Source organism: Sphingomonas cynarae (assembly GCF_039537815.1).
Lineage (GTDB): Bacteria > Pseudomonadota > Alphaproteobacteria > Sphingomonadales > Sphingomonadaceae > Sphingomonas > Sphingomonas cynarae.
This window is the reverse complement of record NZ_BAABBF010000001.1, coordinates 415,963-433,475: the sequence shown is the minus strand read 5'-3', so window position 1 is coordinate 433,475 and position 17,513 is coordinate 415,963. Positions and strand designations below refer to the sequence as shown.

The following is a 17,513-nucleotide window of genomic DNA, read 5'->3' as shown; positions in this document are numbered from 1 at the left end:
GCGCCGGGCATTCAGTGGCCGGATCGATGGCAAGCGCGCCTGCTCCTGTAGCCAAGGGACAGGATTGCAGGGCGTGCGGCCTTGGCCATTCCGACCCGCCGGACGACAACTCAGACGGTCAAGGATCAGGAAATTTCCAGGTAACCAGGCAGCGCTGCCGGATGCTCGACCAGTGCCCGCGACGTCCTATTTCTGTGGACGCCGCCTGATCCCGGCACATCAGGATTACCCGTGCGGAGATTTGTTCGGCGCTGATCGCTTGCGGCCGATATCGGGCGCATCGAATGCCGACACGCCACTTCCCCCAACGATCAGATGTCGAGGATGATCGGAAGAAACCGAAATGGCGGAGACGGAGGGATTCGAACCCTCGGTACGGTTTCCCGTACGACGCTTTAGCAAAGCGTTGGTTTCAGCCGCTCACCCACGTCTCCGGATCGGCAGGGTGCAGGCTATAGCCATGGTATCGCGACCGATCAACCGCCTCGTGCGATCGGTCGTGCAGATCGTTCATTGCGCCGCAAGGCGGGAGTTGGTCTACGGGGGAACAGGCGAACGTCGGAACGGATAACGGGGACATGGGTCGGATGCGCAGCGTGTGGATGGGACTGGCGCTGCTCGCGTCGCTCGGTGGTCAGCCGGGCATGGCGCAGGTGCGCACGATCGATCCCAATCGGGCGATCGATGGCGATCTGGCCGGGCCGCCACCAGTGGCCACCGCGACGCGCACCGTGCCGAGGCAGGATGCGCCGCCGGTGCAGGAGCCGCTCGAACCCGCTCCCCCGGCCGCCGCCCCGCCCCTTCCGGCGGATCAGGCCGCCGCGACGCGTGCCGAACGGACCACGGCGGCGGCCGACACCTTCCAGCGCGACGACCTGCTGGCCGCGGGCGAGGGCGTGTTCGGCAAGGGCGCGGAGGGGCTCGCCGGGCTGCTGGAAAAGGTGCTGAAGGAACAGGGCCGGCCCAACGCCTATATCGCGGGGCGCGAGGCGTCGGGCGCGTTCATCGTCGGGGTCCGCTATGGCTCGGGGGTGATGACACACAAGGTGGAGGGGCAGCAGCCCGTCTACTGGACCGGGCCGTCGCTGGGCTTCGACGTGGGCGGCGACGCCAACAAGGTCTTCGTGCTCGTCTACAATCTCTACGATACCGAGGAACTGTTCCACCGCTTCCCCGGCGCGGAGGGGAGACTGTATCTGGTCGGCGGATTCGCCGCGACCTATCTGCGGCGCGGCAACGTGGTGCTGATCCCGATCCGGCTGGGCGTCGGCTGGCGGGCGGGTGTCAACGTCGGCTATATGAACTTCACCCACAAGAGCCGCTGGTTGCCCTTCTAGGTATCGGTGGCCAGCCGCCACGCCAGCGTTTCGCCCGCCATGAACGGCACCACCTCGGTTGCGCCTTCACCGGTCGAGGCCGGCACCTGCTGCGCGACGCGTTCCAGCGTCACCGTGCCCTCGTTGAGCGGCAGGCCATAGAAACGCGCTCCGTGTTCCGCGGCGAAGCCCTCGAACCGGTCGAGCGCGCCTTCCTCGTCGAACACGCGGAGATAGGCTTCGAGCGCGAAGGGCGCGTTGAAGATGCCTGCACAGCCGCAGCCCGATTCCTTCGCGCCGACGACGTGCGGCGCGGTATCCGTGCCCAGGAAGAAGCGCGGGCTGCCCGATACCGCTGCGCGCCGCACCGCCAGCCGGTGCGCCTCGCGCTTGGCGACGGGCAGGCAATAGGCATGGGGGCGCAGGCCGCCGTCGAAGATCGCGTTGCGGTTCAGGATCAGATGCTGCGGCGTGATCGTCGCGGCGATCGGGTGGTCCGCTTCCGTCACGAAGGCCGCAGCCTCGGCGGTGGTGATATGCTCCATCACGATCCGCAAGCCCGGATAGTCGCGGATCAGCGGGATCAGCACCCGCTCGATGAACACCGCCTCGCGGTCGAAGATATCGATCGAGCGGTCGGTCACCTCGCCATGGATCAGCAGCGGGATGCCCGCGCGCTGCATCGCCTCCAGCACCCCGGTCATCGCGCGAATATCGGTGACGCCGTGGGCGGAATTGGTCGTGGCGTGTGCGGGGTACAGCTTGCAGGCGGTGAACACCCCCTCGGCATGGCCCCCGACGATATCGTCGGGGGCGCTGTGATCCGTCAGGTAACAGGTCATCAGCGGCTGGAAATCCGTATCTTCCCCGAGCGCGGCCATGATCCGGTCGCGATAGGCGCGCGCCGTCGCCGCATCCGTCACCGGCGGCGTCAGGTTGGGCATGATGATCGCGCGGGCGAACTGGCGGGCGGTATGGGGGGCCACCGCATGCAGCATCGCGCCGTCGCGCAGGTGGACGTGCCAGTCGTCGGGGCGGCGGATGGTCAGGCGATCGGTCATGCCGATGCCCTAGGATCGCCGGCGGCGGGCGGCAATCCCGATCGCCCGCATTGTGCCGGACAGGTGGCATCGCCAGATAGGCGGGATGACGATGCTGGCGAACCGGACGGTGCTGAGGGTGGCGGGCGAGGATGTCTGCGGATTCCTGCAGGGGCTGGTCACGCACGATGTCGCCAGTGCGCTGCCGGTCTGGGCAGGGCTGCTGACGCCGCAGGGCAAGGCGTTGTTCGATTTCCTGCTCTGGGCGGACGACGACGATATCCTGATCGATGTCGAGGCGGCGCAGGCGGAGGCGCTGGCGCGACGGCTGACGATGTACCGGTTGCGCCGCGCGATCACGATCGCGATCGATCCCGCGCTTGCGGTTCACTGGTCGCGGGATGGCGATGCCGGCATCGCCGACCCGCGCCTGCCCGAACTAGGCCGGCGATGGCTCGCCCCGCCGGGCGGCACACCGGTCGACAACGCATGGACCGCGCATCGCCTGTCATTGGGCGTGACGGAGGGGAGGGGCGAACTCGGGTCGGGCGAGACGCTGTGGCTGGAATGCAATGCGCGCGAACTGAACGGCGTCAGCTTTACCAAGGGCTGCTATGTCGGACAGGAGAACACCGCGCGGATGCACCACCGCGCCAAGGTGAACCGCCGATTGGTCGTCGCCCCGATCGCGCCGGCGGGCGACCGCACCCGCGCCCTTTATCCGGCGCTGGGGCTGATGGTCGAGCATCGCCGCGTCGAAGCACTGGGCGACGCGCTGCGTCCGGCCTGGCTGGCGGCGGCACTGGCTGATTAACGCCGTGCGGCCGCATCCGCCCGTACCCGGTCGCGCGCCGACATGAACGGCCCGACCGGTGCCCTGAGCGGTGCGAAGCCGGCCAAGCCTGGACGGCCGGGCATGTCGACATAGATCGCCTCCATCCCGCCACGGGCGTGATAAGCTTCATGCCAGAAGCCCGCGCCTTTGGTGTCGTGCAGAAAATCACGCCACCACCCGGCATGGATGGCCGAGCGCGTGAATTGCTCCAGCGCCGCTGGATCGCGCCAGTATTGACGGATGCCGAGGTGGTTCCATCCGAACAGGAACTGTTCGTCCCCCAGCAATCCATCGGGGCGGTCATGCCGAATCATCCGCAGGCCCCGCCCGATCGCGATCAGCGCGGGCAGCGTGCGCAACGACCCGATCCGGAAGCCGAGCAGGACGACCACCAGATCGGGATAGCCGGTCAGGTCTACCGTTTCACGTACCGGTCCCGATTGCATGCCTTCGCCTCCTTGGCTTACACCGTACACATAGTGGCCATGTATACGGTGTAAACTGAGATGCAAGAGGCGGGATTGCGAGCTGCGTTGATCCAGGCGGCACTGAATCTTCTGGAGGGGGACGAGGCGGACATCAGCCTGCGTGCGGTGGCGCGGGCGGCGGGGGTGTCGGCCATGGCGCCCTATCGTCACTTTGCAGACAAGGCCGCCCTGCTCGGCGCGGTCGCGGATCGCGGCTTTTCAGAGTTGGCCGATCGGCTCCGCACGGCGGACGCGGAACGGACTGACCCCGTTGCGGCGCTGGTCGCACAGGGCATGGCGTATATCGATATGGCGTTCGACCGACCCGCATTGTTCCGGCTGATGTTCGCCGGCGCCCGACTGGCGACGACCGATGTCGATTGTGGCACCGCCGCCTATGCGGTGCTGGCGAAACGGGTTGCGACGATCACCGGCGACGATCGGCCCCATGCCGCGGTGGCGGCGTGGGGGATTGTCCACGGTCTCGCCATGCTGTCGCTGGCGGAACGCCTGCCCCCCGATCGGGCAGAACGGGAAAGTGTGCTGACCCTGTTCGCCACCGGGCTGTGTCGATCATCTGACGGGAAAGGCTGAGGCGGATCCCCCCTCGCCATGCGGGCGGCGGCGGGGCATGGGGTGGTGATGCATCGCGCCGCCTTCATCGCCCTCGCTGCGGCAGGCCTGTTCTGGGGACTGGGCTTCCCGCTCGGCAAGCTGGCGCTGCGCGCAGTGGAGCCGGCACACATGGTATTGCTCCGCTTCGCGGTTGCCAGCGTCGCCGCGCTGCCCTTCGCCCTGGCCAGTGCGGAGGCACGGGCGCTATTCCGGTCGCCGCCGGTGTTGCTGGCGGGCATGTTCTATGGCCTCGCCTTCATGGTGCAGTTCGAGGGGCTGGCCGGCGTCACCGTCACGCTGGCGGCACTGCTGGTCGGGGCGATGCCCGCGCTGATCGCGGTCGCGGCGCACCTGATGGGGGAACGCGTCAGCCGCGCGTCATGGACCGGGGTGGCCGCCGCGACGATCGGCGCGGCCCTGATCGCGGGCAAGCCGGGTGGCGCGGGAACCGCGATCGGCATCGCCTTGTCGCTGCTGTCGCTACTGATCTTCCTCGCCTGGCTGATCGTGCTGAAGCGGGCGCCCGTCACCCGCTCGGCGATGGCGGTTCCCTCGGTCACGCTGGTCGTCGCGACCGCCACCGTGCTGCCGGTCGCGCTGTTGCAGCACGGTGCGCCGCCACTGGCGCTCGGCACCGTCGCATGGAGCGGCATCATCGGACAGGGGCTGCTGTCCACCTTCCTCGCCACCGCAGCCTGGCAATATGGCGCGGCGCGCGTCGACAGCGCCAGCGCGGGCGTGTTCATCAACATCGAACCGCTGATCGGCGCCGCGCTGGGCATCGGTATGTTCGGCGATCCGGCGGGCTGGCCGCTGGTATTGGGCGGGGTGCTGATCGTGGCGGGCAGCATCGTCGTCGTCCGTGGCGAGCGATCCGACACCACCCGCGCCGCCGATGCGACCCACGGCCTGTCGCTGGATTGAGGCGGTCCGCGCAGCGCAGAAGAATGGGTTCACGCGGAGACGCGGAGGTGATCCGCTTCTTCAGCGGCCTGACGGTTAACGACCGCCGTTATCGCATGATCGGCTGCGCCGCCAGAATCCCTCCGCGTCTCCGCGTCTCCGCGTGAACCCATTCTTCTGAAAGCGCGTTACGCCGCCCGCCGGAAGGGCACCCGGACCGGTATCGACACGACGGTCGCCGGCGTCGCGGCGGGGGTGGTGACGCGCCCGCTGCGCTCCAGCTTGCCCCAGCCGATCCTCGGCCCCGTCACCGCCGCCGCGATCGCGCGCAGCACCACCGCGTAGAGCAACTGGCGATAGCCGAAGCGCATCGTCAGCAGCCGGATCGCCGGGAACCGCCCCTCGCGCGCGTCCATCCGGAACGCCGCCCAGCCGCAACCCAGATCGACCGCGGTGAACGCCGCCCAGAACGCCAGCACGGTGCCCGTATCGCCCCCCGTCGCCGACCAGCCATCGCGGGCGATGCGCCAGCCGGTGCCGATCACCGCCCCCGCCAGCGCCAGATCGATCAGCGGCGACACCGCGGCGAGCAGGAACTGGAACACGATCGCCTGGGGCAGGCCGATCCGTCCCAATCCGCCCCGACCGATCGCACCGCGATGCTTCCACAGGCATTGCAGCGTGCCATAGGCCCAGCGGAAACGCTGCTTGAACAGCGCGCGCGCCGTCTCCGGCGCCTCGGTCCACGCCACCGCCGCCGTGTCGCAGGCGATGCGCCAGCCGGCGCGCTGGATCGCGATCGTCAGGTCCTGATCCTCGGCCAGCGTGTCCTCCGGATAACCGCCCACCGCATCCAGCGCGGTGCGCCGCCAGGCGCCGACCGCGCCGGGCACCACCGTCACCGCCCCCAGCGCCGCCAGCGCGCGGCGTTCCAGATTCTGCGCGGTGACATATTCCACCGCCTGCCAGCGGGTGATCCAGTTCACCGCATTGCCGATCTTCGCATTGCCCGCCACCGCGCCGATTGCCGGATCGGCGAACCAGCGCGCCATCAACGCGATCGTGTGCGGTTCGAACTGCGTATCCGCATCGAGCGCGACGATCAGGTCGCCGCGCGCCTGTCGCAGCGCAGCATTGAGCGCCGCCGCCTTGCCCCCGTTCGCCAGCGTCAGCAGCGTGACGCGCGGGTCGATCCCGAACGCGGCCCGCACCACCGCGGACGTATCGTCGGTCGACCCGTCGTCGATCACGATCACTTCCAGATGCACGTCGCGGCTGTGCAGGATGCGCCGCACCGACGCCTCGATCACCCGCGCCTCGTTGAAGGCGGGGATCAGCACCGACACGAAGCGCGGCACCAGATGCGGCGCCGCCACCGGCGGTTCGCCGCGATGCCGATGCCGCCATGCCAGTGCGGTCAGCGCCAGCGACCGCCCCATGCCCAGCACGATCACCGCGACGAACAGCAGCCCAAGCCCTTCCCGCAGCCCCCACAGCCCGGCGAACAGGCCGCTCGTCCGCGCCGCCCGCACCGTCGTGCCCGCATCGAGACGCGGCATCGTCGCCGCGCGCGGCAGCCCGGCCAGCGTCGATACCGTCACGAAATCATAGCCGCGCGCGCGCAGCGTCCGGATGATCCGCGGCAGCGCCGCCACCGTCTGGCTGCGGTCGCCGCCGGCATCGTGAAGCAGCACGATCTGCGCCGGACGGGCATGGGTGCCCGCCATCACCTGTCGCACCGTGTTCGCGACGATCGCCTCGACGCCGGGCGCACGCCAGTCGAGCGGATCGACGTTCAGGCCGACCGTCAGATATCCCAGATCCGCCGCCGCCCGCGACGCATGCAGTTCGTCGTGCGTGCCCGGATCGGCGTCACCCAGAAAGGGCGGGCGGAACAGCCGCATCTCGCGCCCGGTATAGGCCTCGACCAGTCGCGCCGTCGCGTTCAGTTCCAGCTTCACCAGCGCGGCGGGTTCGCGGCCCAGATCGGCATGGCTGGTGGAATGGTTGCCCAGTTCGCTGCCCTCGTCGATGATGCGGTTGAGCAGCGCGCGCTGCCCCAGCGCATTGGTGCCGGTGACGAAGAACGTCGCGGGCGCATGTTCGCGCTTCAGCACGTCAAGGATCTGCGGCGTCCATGCCGGGTCCGGCCCGTCGTCGAAGGTCAGCGCCACCAGTCGCCGCCGCGCGCCGGTGCGCTGCACCAGATCGCCGCTCGCAAGCGCGTCGATCCGCACATCGCGGATCAGGCCGTCGCGGTCATAGGCCAGCGTTCGCCGCCCCGCCGTCGCCTGCCGGTCGAGCCGCATGATCTCGCCGACCCCCGTCACCTCGATCCCGGCCGGGGCGGGCAGCACCGACAGGTCGGGCCGCGCACCGGCCCCCGCCGCCAGCGCATCCCACAGCCGCGGGTCCTCGCTGCCCAGCCGCCACAGTGCGATGCCCGCCGCCCCGGTGCGCTCGATCGCGCGCCGCTGGTTCCACGCGGTCGTCGCGTCGAGCAACCACACCTGATGCGTCCGCCCGTTTTTTGTATAGGCGAAATGCGGATTGCCGCTCGCCCGGTCGAATTGCGGCGTCACCCCGGCCTGCGCCGCGAGTTGCCACGCCGCCGCCACCGTCAGCGGCGTCGTGCGGCGACCGTCCCAGTCATAGGCATAGTTGCCGATCGCGACGATCGCCTTGTCCGCGCCGGTGCGGGCCACCGCCGCCGCAACGGCCTGCGCGAACCAGCCCTGCGAGGCGATCGGTCCCGCCTCGCCCCCCATCCAGTGTTCGTCATACGCCATCAGCACCAGCCGGTCCGCGACGGCGGCATAGGCCGCCAGATCCCATGCCGGATCGCCGACCGGCACCGCCAGCATCACCGCCCAGCCGCGCGGCGCGAAACGGGCACGCAGTTCACGCAGAAACAATTGATAATCGCGGTGCGCCGAGGCGGGGAGGCTTTCGAGGTCGAGCATCACCCCCGCGCCCCGCTCCGCCGTCACCAGCGCGACGAGCCGGTCGGCGAACCGCGCCCGCGCCGGCGCGGCAGCAAGCAGACGGGCGGTGCCCTCCCCGTCCCAGCGTCCATCCGTCATCGCATTCTGGATCATCGGCAACAGCCGTGGCGACCGCGCCTGCCCGGCGAGCAACGTCGCCAGTTCCCCGTCATGCTCGTAAGCGACGTGGTGATTCGCCCCCGTCACCGTCGCCAGCCCTACCGCCAGCCAGTCGAGATCGCCAGCATGGGCGGCAAGCGACGCCCGAGATGCGGCATCCCACGGCATGTAGAAGCCGAGTCGAAGCGGCGCCTTGCCCGCCGCCGCGGTGCCCGCCTCGGGTAGCCACGCCGCCGTTGCGTCGGCGGAGGCGGCAACCGCCAGTCCTTGCGGGGCGTCGGCGTCCTCGACAAAGCGCAGCGGCGCATGGGGATCGCGCGCGCCCAGAACGGTCGCGGTCCACCAGACCAGCACCGCCAGCCCCAGCGCCAGCACCAGCAATATCGCTCCGGCGATTCGCCGGCGGCGGCCACTGGCGTCGTAGAAGATCGGTTGGGTCATGCGGACTTTCGGCACCAGAAGATGGTCCGGCGGCTACCCGATCAAGGCAAACAGCCCGTTAACGACGGGCGTTATCCTAGCCGGCGGGCAGCGTCCGTCGGCCGAATCCCCCGGCAGGGGGACGCCGCACCGGCATCACCGGTGCCGATCCGCTTTCGAGCAGCGCCAGTGTCTCGTTGAACAGCGGCCGCAGCCGCGCCACCGACTCCAGCGCCTCTTCGGGCGTATCCTGCCGCTCCACGCATTCGCGGGCGATCACCTCGATCGTCTCGGCCAGCGCGGCCAGCGGCATCGCGCCGAACTGGCGGGCCTCACCCTTCAGGGTGTGCGCGGGGATCACCAGTGCCGCCGCCTGCCCCTTGCGCATCGCCGCCTCGATCGCGGCGACGGATTTCACGCCGTCTTCGCGGAAATACCCCAGGATGCGGACGAAACCCGTTCCCAGTTCGGCACGGGCGGTCGCATAGGCCGCCCGATCCACCAACGTGTTTTCCTCGAACGACACCGTGCCTGCTCCGCCCCGTCTATTGCCACGTCCCGATCCTACCAGCCGGCGGTAAACAGGATGTTGCACAACGGTTCCGGCGGTTAGTCCTTCTGATCGAACGGATTCTTGGGTGCGCGCATGGTGACGCGCACCGGCACCGCGCCGAACCCCAGTTCCTTGCGCATCGAATTGACCAGATAGCGTTCGTAGCTGGCGGGCAGCTGGTCGACCCGCGTGCCGAAGATCACGAAGCTGGGCGGCCGCGTCTTCACCTGGGTGACGTAGCGCATCTTGATTCGCTTGCCGCCGGGGGCGGGGGGCGGGTTGGCCTCGATCGCGCGCTCGAACCAGCGGTTCAGTTCGCCGGTGCCGACGCGCTTCGACCACGCCTCGCGCACCTGGAACGCCGCGCTCATCAGCTGGTCGACGCCCTTGCCGGTGGCGCCGGAAACCGTGACGACGGTCACGCCCTTGACCTGGGACAGGCCATCCTCCAGCGCGCGCTTCACGCCGTTGAACAGCGACGACGGATTTTCCGCCACGTCCCATTTGTTCAGCGCGATGATCATCGCGCGCCCTTCCTCCAGCACCTTGTCGGCGATGCGCAGATCCTGCGCCTCGAGCCCCAGCGTGGCGTCGAGCAGCAAGACGACGACTTCGGCGAAATCGACCGCGTGCAAGCCATCGGCGACCGACATCTTCTCCAGCTTGTCCTGCACCTTGGCGCGTTTGCGCATGCCCGCCGTGTCGATCAGCTTCACCGGGCGCGGCTCGCCATGCGCCCCGCGCAACGGATCGCGCCATTGCCAGTCGACCGCGATCGAATCGCGGGTGATCCCGGCTTCGGGGCCGGTGATCAGCCGGTCCTCGCCCAGCATCCGGTTGATCAGAGTCGACTTGCCGGCATTGGGCCGGCCGACGATCGCCAGCTTCAGCGGCGCATCGAGACGTTCGTCCTCCTCGTCGTCGGGGATTTCCTTCCCCTCCAGCAGCGGCAACAGGACCTCGAACAGGTCGCCCAGCCCCTCGCCATGTTCGGCGGACAGCTGCACCGGATCGCCGAAGCCCAGGCTGAGCGATTCGAGAATGCCCTGATTCCCGGCATTCCCTTCCGCCTTGTTGGCGGCGAGGATGACCGGGGTGGAGGACTGGCGCAGCCAGCGGGCGATCTCCTCGTCCAGCGGCACGATGCCGGCGCGTGCGTCGAACAGGAACAGCGCGACATCGGCCTGCGCCACCGCCGCCTCGGTCTGCATCCGCATCCGGCCGGGCAGCGTCTGTGCGTCCTGATCCTCGTAACCGGCGGTATCGATGACGCGGAAATCGAGGCCGATCAGATGCGCGTCACCCTCGCGCCGGTCACGCGTCACACCGGGCCGGTCGTCGACCAGCGCGAGTTTCTTGCCGACGAGACGGTTGAACAAAGTCGACTTGCCGACATTGGGCCGGCCGACGATCGCGACCACGGGGAGTTTGGGCATCCTGCGCCCTTAGCCGCTGCCGGCCCCGCCGTCACCCTGTACGGACGGGATGAAACGGGGCCATGCGGGCGACGGTCACCGATAGGCGGTGATCCGCCCCTTCTGGTCGAGCGTGTAGAGCGTCGAATTGGCGACCACCGGCGACAAGGCGAACGCCACCTTCGTCTCCACCGTCTGCACCACGCTGCCGTCCGTGGGCGATGCGTAGACGATCTGCCCTTCCGAATTGGTCAGCACCAGCCGGTTGCCGGCCAGCACCGGGCCGAACCACGTGATCGGGCCGGACCGCTTCTTCAGATTGCGATAGCGCGGCAGTTGCGCGATCCAGCGCGCCTTGCCACTGGCCCGCGACAGCGCGGCGAGCCGCGCGTCGTCGGTCATCACGAACAGCCAGTCGCCCGCGATCCACGGGGTCGAGATGCCGCCCAGATTCTGTTCCCACAGCCGCTGCCCGGTCGACAGTTCCAGGGCGACCATGCGCCCGCCCTGCCCGACCGCATAGACCCGGCCGCCATCCACCACCGGCGCGGCGTCGATATCGGCCAAGCTGGATACGGAGGTCGTGGACGAGGTGCGCGACAGTGCATCCTGCCACAGCACGCGCCCGTTCTCGTAGCGATAGGCGGACAGTTCGCCCGACGAATAGCCCGCGACCACCGACCCCTGGCTCGCCGCCGGTGCCGCGACGCCGAACACGCCCTGCGTCTCCAGCGTGCCGGACTGCGCCCACTGCACCTTGCCGTCGAGCTGGTTGATCGCGAAGATCTGGTTGTCCTGGCTGAGGACATAGACGTTGCCGTTGGCGATCGTCGGTGCGCCGCGCAACGGCCCGCCGGGCTTGGCACGCCACAATTCCTTGCCATCCGCGGCGTTCAGCGCGACCACGTCGCCCAGTCCGTCGGTGGCATAGACCTTGCCGTCGTCATAGGAGGCACCGCCGCCGAAGCGCGAGGCGCTGTTCTGCTTGCCGGGCGACAGTTCCGCCGTCCACAGCACTGCGCCGGTATCGGCGGCATAGGCATGGACCGCGGCGGTCACGTCGATCACGAACAGCTTGTTCTCCGCGATCACCGGCGGCGCCGCCAGCCGTTCGCGCGGGGAGCCGCCGGCGATCGTCGCCTGCCATGCCCGTGCCGGCTGCGCACCCAGCGCCAGTTGCCCCATCGATTTGGCGGCATTGCCGCCCGACTGGGTCCAGGCGTCGTTGGCGGCGGCGGCAGGCAGCGTCACCGCCACGGTCGCCATGGCGGGGTCGGCGACGATGCCGTTCTCCGACGACAGGATCGACACCCGTTCGCCCACGGTCGGCGTCTTCTTCGGACCGCCGCCCTTGAAGATGCCGCAGGCGCTCAGCGCCATCAGCGCCGCCACCATCACCGGCGCACGGAAATGCCCTGTCATAAGACGGGGAGTCATCGGACGGGGGGTCATCGGGCGGCTTCCTGCGTAGCGGCGGGGGCCGCGGGAACGGCGTCGACGCCCAATAGGCCCGCCATCTGAACGGCGCGTTGACGGATCGATCCGGGCACGCCCTCGTCCCGCGCGATCCGGGCGAACAGCTGCCCGGCCTGTGCCTTCTGGCCGAGACGCAACTGCGCCACCGCCATCATCTCGCCCGCGCTGCCCAGCCACGCCCCGCCCGGCACCGCCAGCGGACGCATCCGCTCCACGACGACCTGGGGTTTCAGCGTGTCGAACTCGGCGGCGGTCTGGCGGATCAGCGCCAGATCGCGAATCGGCTGCGCCTGACCGGTATCGGCCGCCACCTCGGCGAACTTGGCCGCCGCGGCCTTCAGGTCGTTGCGCTGAAGAACGATGTCCGCCTCGGTGAACCTGGCCAGCGCGCGATAGACGTCGCGGTCGGAGGCGGCGAGTTCGGCGAGCGCGGGCTGCGCCTTGTCGATCCGCCCCTGGCCCAGCGCGTCATAGGCCGCCTGCAACCGTTCGCCCTCGGCCCCCGCGGCCTCGCGGCTGCGGTGCTGCCAGTAGAGGACGCCCGCCAGCACGGCGAGCGCCAGCACGATCGCGGCGATCGCGACCTTGCCCCAGCGGGTCCAGAACTGGGTCATCCGGTCGCGGCGGACCTCTTCGTCCACCTCCCGCATGAATACTTCGGCATTGGCATTCGGCGGCAGGGCCAAGGAACGGCTCCGGGATGCAGGGAAAACGATCCGGGCTCATAGCCGGGCGGCCCGCCAAACGGAAGGGCGCTTGCCGCCGCCGCCCGTCCCGGCGGCGGAAAGACGCCCCGCCGGGGGGAAGGCGACGCCTATCCCTTGGGCACGTACACCTGCTCCGCTCCCGGAAAGGCCCGTGTCCGCACCTCGGCGGCATAGCGGGCCGCGGCGTCGGAAATCCGCCCGCCCAGATCGTCGTACCGCTTCACGAAGCGCGGCACGCGTTCGAACATCCCCAGCATATCCTCCGCCACCAGCACCTGCCCGTCGCATTCGGCCGATGCGCCGATGCCGATCACCGGGCAGGCGACCTCGCGCGTGATCGCCACCGCGATCGGCTCCATCACCCCTTCAGCGACGATCGCGAAGGCGCCCGCCGCCGCGATCGTGCGGGCATCGGCGGCGATCTTCTCCGCCTCCGCCGCGCTCCGCCCGCGCGCGCCATAGCCGCCCAGCACGTTCACCGCCTGCGGGGTCAGGCCGATATGCCCCATCACCGGGATGCCGCGTTCGGACAGGAAACGGACGGTCGCGGCCATCGCCTCGCCTCCCTCCAGTTTCACCGCCGCCGCCCCGGTCTGCTTCAACAACCAGGCGGCGCTCTCGAACGCCTTTTCGGGCGATGCCTCGTAACTGCCGAACGGCATGTCGATCACGACCAGCGCCTGCAGGCTGCCGCGCACCACCGCCGCGCCGTGCGCCGCCATCATCTCCAGCGTGACCGGCACGGTCGAGGGCAGGCCGTAGATCACCTGCCCCAGGCTGTCGCCGACCAGCAGCATGTCGCAATGCGGATCGAGCAGTTGCGCGGTCCGCACCGTATAGGCGGTCAGCATCACCAGCGGCTCGCCCCCTTTTCGGGTGCGAATGGCGGGCACGGTCAGGCGCTTGCGCGGTGCCGGCGCGGGATTGGCGCGACTGGTCGCGGTGTCGATCGTGTAGGTCGTGGACATGGGCCGGATCGTAGCCGCGCCAAAGGCGGCGATCCAGCGCCCATGGCATCAGTCCATGATCGCCGCGTAGCGATCGGGCTTGAACCCCGCCTCCAGCACGTCGCCATGCACCAGCATCGGCCGTTTTATCATCGACGGCTGCGCCAGCATCAGCGCGATCGCCCGCGCCGCATCCAGATCCGCCCGTTCCGCCTCGGGCAGCTTGCGAAACGTGGTGCCGGCACGGTTCAGCACCGCCTCCCATCCCAGCCGCTCGACCCAGCCGCGCAAGAGGTCGGGATCGACGCCAGCCTTCCTGTAGTCGTGGAACTGGTAGGCGAGCCCTCGCGCATCAAGCCAAGCGCGCGCCTTTTTCACGGTGTCGCAATTGGGGATGCCGTACAGGGTGGCGGTCATGGGATGCTCTCGCAAGGGATGGATGGCGCGCGGCAGATGCGATGCCAGGGGACGGAAAGTCACGCCAAAAGTCACGAAAGTCACATCCTACAGGGGTGAATGCGCCGGGGCTGCGACCCGGCGATGCGAACGGCGGCGATGAGAAAGAGCGGTTCCGGCGGATGTAGCAGGCGGGCGACGTGTAGGACATGGGCGATGGCCGTACTCGCGGTTTCGCGCGCGACGCGGCGCCGAAAGCCGGCGGCGTACACGGCGCGATAAACCCGTTCGCGGCGTGACCGGGGGCGGCATCCTCCGCTCTCATGGTGAGTGGCGTTCCGCGGTGGCACGAGGCGCTCGAATGAAATGACTGCTGTCGCCCATTCGCAGACATTCGATCGGCGATCCTATTTCCTACTCCGACGCCAGAATGTTGCCCACGTCATCAAAGCCCAGGCGCCACCGATGGGCAGAAGGCCGCGGGTTGCGAAGAACCACGGCACTACTTGGGCACATGGCCTTAGGTCTTCAGGGCTATCGCATGGAAAATTGAGCAGGTTGACCGATATCCAGAGAAGGCCGAGCAACACGACGCAGGCGGCGGTGAAGCCCGCATAGGCAAAGATGGCGATGATACGTTTGCCGGTCATGCCGATACCATGTCATCCGCCAATGGCGAAGTCATGAGGGATTCTACACAATCGGGAAATGTCCGCTTTCCACCAGATTGCGACGTTCACACATGGGGCAACGGGCACCAACACCCACCGTTCCCCATCGCGCGCCAACCATCTGCAATATCTGGCCTTTCTTTCCAGACTCCGATACACTTCGCGCCATGGCCCGTTTCGCCACCTTTGCCGAGTTCTGGCCCTTCTATCTGCGCGAGCATGGTCGGGCGGCGACGCGGGGGCTGCATTATGTCGGCACGACGCTGGTGATCGCATGCCTCGTCGCCGGGATCGTCACCGGGCGGTGGGGACTGTTCCTGCTGATGCCGGTCGCGGGCTATGCGTTCGCGTGGGGCGCGCATCTGCTGGTCGAGCGGAACCGGCCGGCGACCTTCACCTATCCGCTGTGGAGCCTTGCCGCCGATTTCCGGATGTATGGCTGCTGGCTGACCGGCCGACTGGGCCGCGAACTCGACCGGGCGGGCGTGCCGCGACGGTGAGGATCGGGCGGTGAGGATGCGTGCCTTTCGCGCGCCTTGCGATAAGGACATGACCGCATGACCCATCCCTTCTTTTCGCTCCATCGCCAGCGCATGATCCGCGTCGCCGCCGCGACGCCGCCCGCCAGCGTCGGCGACGTACCCGCCAACGCCGCCGCTACGATCGCGCTGGCGCGGGAAGCAGATACGCGCGGCGTGGATCTCGTCGTCTTTCCCGAACTGAACCTGACCAGCTACGCGATCGACGACCTGCACCTGCAATCCGCGCAACAGGCGGCGACCCGCGCGGCGATCGATTCGGTGCGGGCGGCCTCTGTCGATCTCAAGCCGCTGCTGCTCGTCGGCGCGGCGATCGCGCGCAACGGGCGGCTCTACAATTGCGCGCTGGCGATTCATCGCGGCCGCATCCTGGGCGTGGTGCCCAAGACGTTCCTGCCCAACTACCGCGAATATTACGAGAAGCGCTGGTTCGCCAGCGGTGCGGGGCTGACCGGCCTGACGATCGATCTGGGGGGCGAACCGGAAAGGGAACCCGTCCCGTTCGGCACCGACCTGCTGTTCGCCGCCAGCGACCTGCCCTTCTTCACCGTCCATGCGGAAATCTGCGAGGATTACTGGGCGCCCACCCCGCCTTCGACGATGGGGGCGCTGGCCGGCGCGCTGGTCTGTTGCAACCTGTCCGCCTCCAACATCGTGATCGGCAAGGCGCGCGAGCGGACGATGCTCGCCGCCGCGCAGAGCGCGCGCGCGGCCTGCGCCTATGTCTACGCCGCCGCCGGGATCGGGGAAAGCACCACCGACGTGGCGTGGGACGGCCAGGGCCTGATCCACGAACTGGGCGAACTCATCGCCGAATCGACGCGCTTCTCCCGCACGCCCGAACTGGTCGTCGCCGACATCGATGCCGAGCGATTGCTGCAGGAGCGCGCCCGCACCGGCACGTTCAACGATGCCGCGGCCGTCGCCGGCCATCCCGAACTGCGCTTCCGCCGCATCGGCTTCGTGCACGGCGAGGATCTGGCGGATCGCGGGCTGGAACGCTCGATCCGCCGCTTCCCCTTCGTCCCCAACGATCCCGCCAAACGCGACGCCGACTGTTACGAGGCGTTCAACATCCAGGTCGAGGGGCTGGCGAAGCGACTCGAGGCGGCGCGCGCGGACACGCTGGTGATCGGCGTGTCGGGCGGGCTCGATTCGACCCATGCGCTGATCGTCGCGGCCAAGGCGATGGACCGCCTCGGCCGCCCGCGTTCGTCGATCCTGGGCTTCACCATGCCGGGCTTCGCGACCGGCGAGGGGAGCAAGGCCAATGCCTGGGCGCTGATGCGCGCGCTGGGCATCGCCGCCGACGAGATCGACATCCGCCCCGCCGCCCGCCAGATGCTCGCCGACATGGATCACCCCTTCGGCCGGGGCGAGCCGGTGTACGACGTGACGTTCGAGAATGTGCAGGCGGGCCTGCGCACCGATTACCTGTTCCGCCTCGCCAACCAGCGCGGCGGGATCGTGCTGGGGACGGGCGACCTCAGCGAACTGGCGCTGGGCTGGTGCACCTATGGCGTCGGCGACCAGATGAGCCATTATGCGGTCAATGCCGGCGTGCCCAAGACGCTGATCCAGTTCCTGATCCGCTGGTGCATCCGGACCGACCAGTATGATGCGGAGACGAACCATATCCTCGCCGCGATCCTGGCGCAGGAAATCTCGCCCGAACTGGTGCCCGCCGATGCCGATACGGGCGCGATGCAATCGACCGAATCGATGATCGGGCCTTATGCGCTGAACGACTTCTTCGCGCATTACGTGCTGCGCCATGGCCTCGCCCCGTCCAAGATCGCCTTTCTGTGCTGGCATGCGTGGCGCGATCTGGAGGCAGGGCGCTGGCCGGAGGATTTTCCGGCCGACGCGCGCGTCGCCTATGATCTGCCGGTGATCCGCCACTGGCTCGAATCGTTCTGCCGTCGATTCTTCCAGACCAGCCAGTTCAAGCGCAGCGCGCTTCCCAACGGGCCGAAGGTATCGGCCGGGGGCGCGGTCAGCCCACGTGGCGACTGGCGCGCCCCTTCCGACGGCACCGCCAGGGTCTGGCTGGAGGAACTGACCGCAAACCTGCCGCAACCATCTTGAATAATGGGCGACGACGGCGCA

The 17,513-nt window shown here is 68.8% G+C and carries 16 protein-coding genes and 1 tRNA gene; 6 read left to right on the top strand and 11 right to left on the bottom strand.

What is annotated here, in order from left to right; genetic code table 11:
* Nucleotides 1–344 precede the first annotated feature (344 nt).
* Nucleotides 345–434 (bottom strand) — tRNA-Ser (locus ABD719_RS02050).
* Between the two features lie 153 nt (nucleotides 435–587).
* On the opposite strand from ABD719_RS02050, the gene ABD719_RS02045 reads away from it, so the two are divergent.
* The gene (locus ABD719_RS02045) at nucleotides 588–1,337 is read left to right on the top strand and encodes a DUF1134 domain-containing protein (RefSeq protein WP_344691951.1); all 750 of its coding nucleotides are present in this window, start codon (nucleotides 588–590) and stop codon (nucleotides 1,335–1,337) included.
* Here ABD719_RS02045 and pyrC read toward each other — a convergent pair.
* Nucleotides 1,334–2,377: a dihydroorotase gene (gene pyrC, locus ABD719_RS02040; RefSeq protein ID WP_344691699.1), complete on the bottom strand. Its 1,044-nt coding sequence runs from the start codon at nucleotides 2,375–2,377 to the stop codon at nucleotides 1,334–1,336. The genes ABD719_RS02045 and pyrC overlap by 4 nt on opposite strands.
* An 85-nt stretch (nucleotides 2,378–2,462) precedes the next feature.
* Here pyrC and ygfZ point away from each other — a divergent pair, with 85 nt between their 5' ends.
* The gene (gene ygfZ, locus ABD719_RS02035) at nucleotides 2,463–3,170 is read left to right on the top strand and encodes a CAF17-like 4Fe-4S cluster assembly/insertion protein YgfZ (protein WP_344691698.1); all 708 of its coding nucleotides are present in this window, start codon (nucleotides 2,463–2,465) and stop codon (nucleotides 3,168–3,170) included.
* On the opposite strand, the gene ABD719_RS02030 is transcribed toward ygfZ, so the two are convergent.
* The gene (locus ABD719_RS02030; RefSeq protein WP_344691697.1) at nucleotides 3,167–3,637 is read right to left on the bottom strand and encodes a monooxygenase family protein; all 471 of its coding nucleotides are present in this window, start codon (nucleotides 3,635–3,637) and stop codon (nucleotides 3,167–3,169) included. The two genes, ygfZ and ABD719_RS02030, sit on opposite strands and share 4 nt — an antisense overlap.
* Nucleotides 3,638–3,712: 75 nt before the next feature.
* Here ABD719_RS02030 and ABD719_RS02025 point away from each other — a divergent pair, with 75 nt between their 5' ends.
* Together ABD719_RS02025 and ABD719_RS02020 are read left to right on the top strand one after the other, a co-directional pair.
* Nucleotides 3,713–4,252, top strand: coding sequence for a TetR/AcrR family transcriptional regulator (locus ABD719_RS02025; protein WP_344691696.1), 540 nt, complete (start codon nucleotides 3,713–3,715; stop codon nucleotides 4,250–4,252).
* Between the two features lie 48 nt (nucleotides 4,253–4,300).
* On the top strand, nucleotides 4,301–5,197 hold the full coding sequence (locus tag ABD719_RS02020) for a DMT family transporter (protein WP_344691695.1): 897 nt from the start codon (nucleotides 4,301–4,303) through the stop codon (nucleotides 5,195–5,197).
* 167 nt (nucleotides 5,198–5,364) lie between these two features.
* Here the strand turns inward: ABD719_RS02020 and ABD719_RS02015 are convergent, their stop codons facing one another.
* The 8 genes from ABD719_RS02015 to ABD719_RS01980 form a co-directional block, all read right to left on the bottom strand.
* On the bottom strand, nucleotides 5,365–8,721 hold the full coding sequence (locus ABD719_RS02015; RefSeq protein ID WP_344691694.1) for a glycosyltransferase: 3,357 nt from the start codon (nucleotides 8,719–8,721) through the stop codon (nucleotides 5,365–5,367).
* Nucleotides 8,722–8,797: 76 nt separating this feature from the next.
* Entirely contained in the window at nucleotides 8,798–9,226 is a 429-nt protein-coding gene (locus ABD719_RS02010; RefSeq protein ID WP_344691693.1) for an Hpt domain-containing protein, read from the bottom strand.
* 83 nt (nucleotides 9,227–9,309) lie between these two features.
* On the bottom strand, nucleotides 9,310–10,689 hold the full coding sequence (gene der / locus ABD719_RS02005; protein WP_192125682.1) for a ribosome biogenesis GTPase Der: 1,380 nt from the start codon (nucleotides 10,687–10,689) through the stop codon (nucleotides 9,310–9,312).
* Between the two features lie 75 nt (nucleotides 10,690–10,764).
* On the bottom strand, nucleotides 10,765–12,090 hold the full coding sequence (locus ABD719_RS02000) for an outer membrane protein assembly factor BamB family protein (protein ID WP_425567100.1): 1,326 nt from the start codon (nucleotides 12,088–12,090) through the stop codon (nucleotides 10,765–10,767).
* 26 nt (nucleotides 12,091–12,116) lie between these two features.
* Nucleotides 12,117–12,830 carry a tetratricopeptide repeat protein gene (locus ABD719_RS01995; protein WP_344691691.1) on the bottom strand — a complete coding sequence of 238 codons (714 nt, stop codon included), beginning with the start codon at nucleotides 12,828–12,830 and terminating at the stop codon, nucleotides 12,117–12,119.
* A gap of 128 nt (nucleotides 12,831–12,958) precedes the next feature.
* Nucleotides 12,959–13,819 (bottom strand): 3-methyl-2-oxobutanoate hydroxymethyltransferase, encoded by an 861-nt coding sequence (gene panB, locus ABD719_RS01990; RefSeq protein WP_344691690.1) that lies wholly within the window; start codon nucleotides 13,817–13,819, stop codon nucleotides 12,959–12,961.
* 48 nt (nucleotides 13,820–13,867) lie between these two features.
* The gene (locus ABD719_RS01985) at nucleotides 13,868–14,215 is read right to left on the bottom strand and encodes an ArsC family reductase (protein ID WP_344691689.1); all 348 of its coding nucleotides are present in this window, start codon (nucleotides 14,213–14,215) and stop codon (nucleotides 13,868–13,870) included.
* A 386-nt stretch (nucleotides 14,216–14,601) separates the two neighbouring features.
* On the bottom strand, nucleotides 14,602–14,844 hold the full coding sequence (locus ABD719_RS01980; protein ID WP_344691688.1) for a hypothetical protein: 243 nt from the start codon (nucleotides 14,842–14,844) through the stop codon (nucleotides 14,602–14,604).
* A 188-nt stretch (nucleotides 14,845–15,032) separates the two neighbouring features.
* Between ABD719_RS01980 and ABD719_RS01975 the strand changes: the two genes are divergently transcribed.
* Together ABD719_RS01975 and ABD719_RS01970 are read left to right on the top strand one after the other, a co-directional pair.
* Nucleotides 15,033–15,365: an Mpo1-like protein gene (locus tag ABD719_RS01975; RefSeq protein WP_344691687.1), complete on the top strand. Its 333-nt coding sequence runs from the start codon at nucleotides 15,033–15,035 to the stop codon at nucleotides 15,363–15,365.
* A 57-nt stretch (nucleotides 15,366–15,422) separates the two neighbouring features.
* A complete protein-coding gene (locus tag ABD719_RS01970) occupies nucleotides 15,423–17,492 on the top strand; it encodes an NAD(+) synthase (protein ID WP_344691686.1) in 2,070 nt (689 codons plus the stop codon).
* Nucleotides 17,493–17,513 lie beyond the last annotated feature (21 nt).

Coding starts and splice junctions, on each gene's coding strand:
- ABD719_RS02015 (WP_344691694.1), bottom strand. CDS start 8,721: ATGACCCAACCGATCTTCTACGACGCCAGTGGCCGCCGCCGGCGAATC.
- der (WP_192125682.1), bottom strand. CDS start 10,689: ATGCCCAAACTCCCCGTGGTCGCGATCGTCGGCCGGCCCAATGTCGGC.
- ABD719_RS01970 (WP_344691686.1), top strand. CDS start 15,423: ATGACCCATCCCTTCTTTTCGCTCCATCGCCAGCGCATGATCCGCGTC.
- ABD719_RS01980 (WP_344691688.1), bottom strand. CDS start 14,844: ATGACCGGCAAACGTATCATCGCCATCTTTGCCTATGCGGGCTTCACC.
- ABD719_RS02045 (WP_344691951.1), top strand. CDS start 588: ATGCGCAGCGTGTGGATGGGACTGGCGCTGCTCGCGTCGCTCGGTGGT.
- ygfZ (WP_344691698.1), top strand. CDS start 2,463: ATGACGATGCTGGCGAACCGGACGGTGCTGAGGGTGGCGGGCGAGGAT.
- ABD719_RS01975 (WP_344691687.1), top strand. CDS start 15,033: ATGGCCCGTTTCGCCACCTTTGCCGAGTTCTGGCCCTTCTATCTGCGC.
- ABD719_RS01985 (WP_344691689.1), bottom strand. CDS start 14,215: ATGACCGCCACCCTGTACGGCATCCCCAATTGCGACACCGTGAAAAAG.
- ABD719_RS02030 (WP_344691697.1), bottom strand. CDS start 3,637: ATGCAATCGGGACCGGTACGTGAAACGGTAGACCTGACCGGCTATCCC.
- ABD719_RS02000 (WP_425567100.1), bottom strand. CDS start 12,090: ATGACAGGGCATTTCCGTGCGCCGGTGATGGTGGCGGCGCTGATGGCG.
- ABD719_RS02020 (WP_344691695.1), top strand. CDS start 4,301: ATGCATCGCGCCGCCTTCATCGCCCTCGCTGCGGCAGGCCTGTTCTGG.
- pyrC (WP_344691699.1), bottom strand. CDS start 2,377: ATGACCGATCGCCTGACCATCCGCCGCCCCGACGACTGGCACGTCCAC.
- panB (WP_344691690.1), bottom strand. CDS start 13,819: ATGTCCACGACCTACACGATCGACACCGCGACCAGTCGCGCCAATCCC.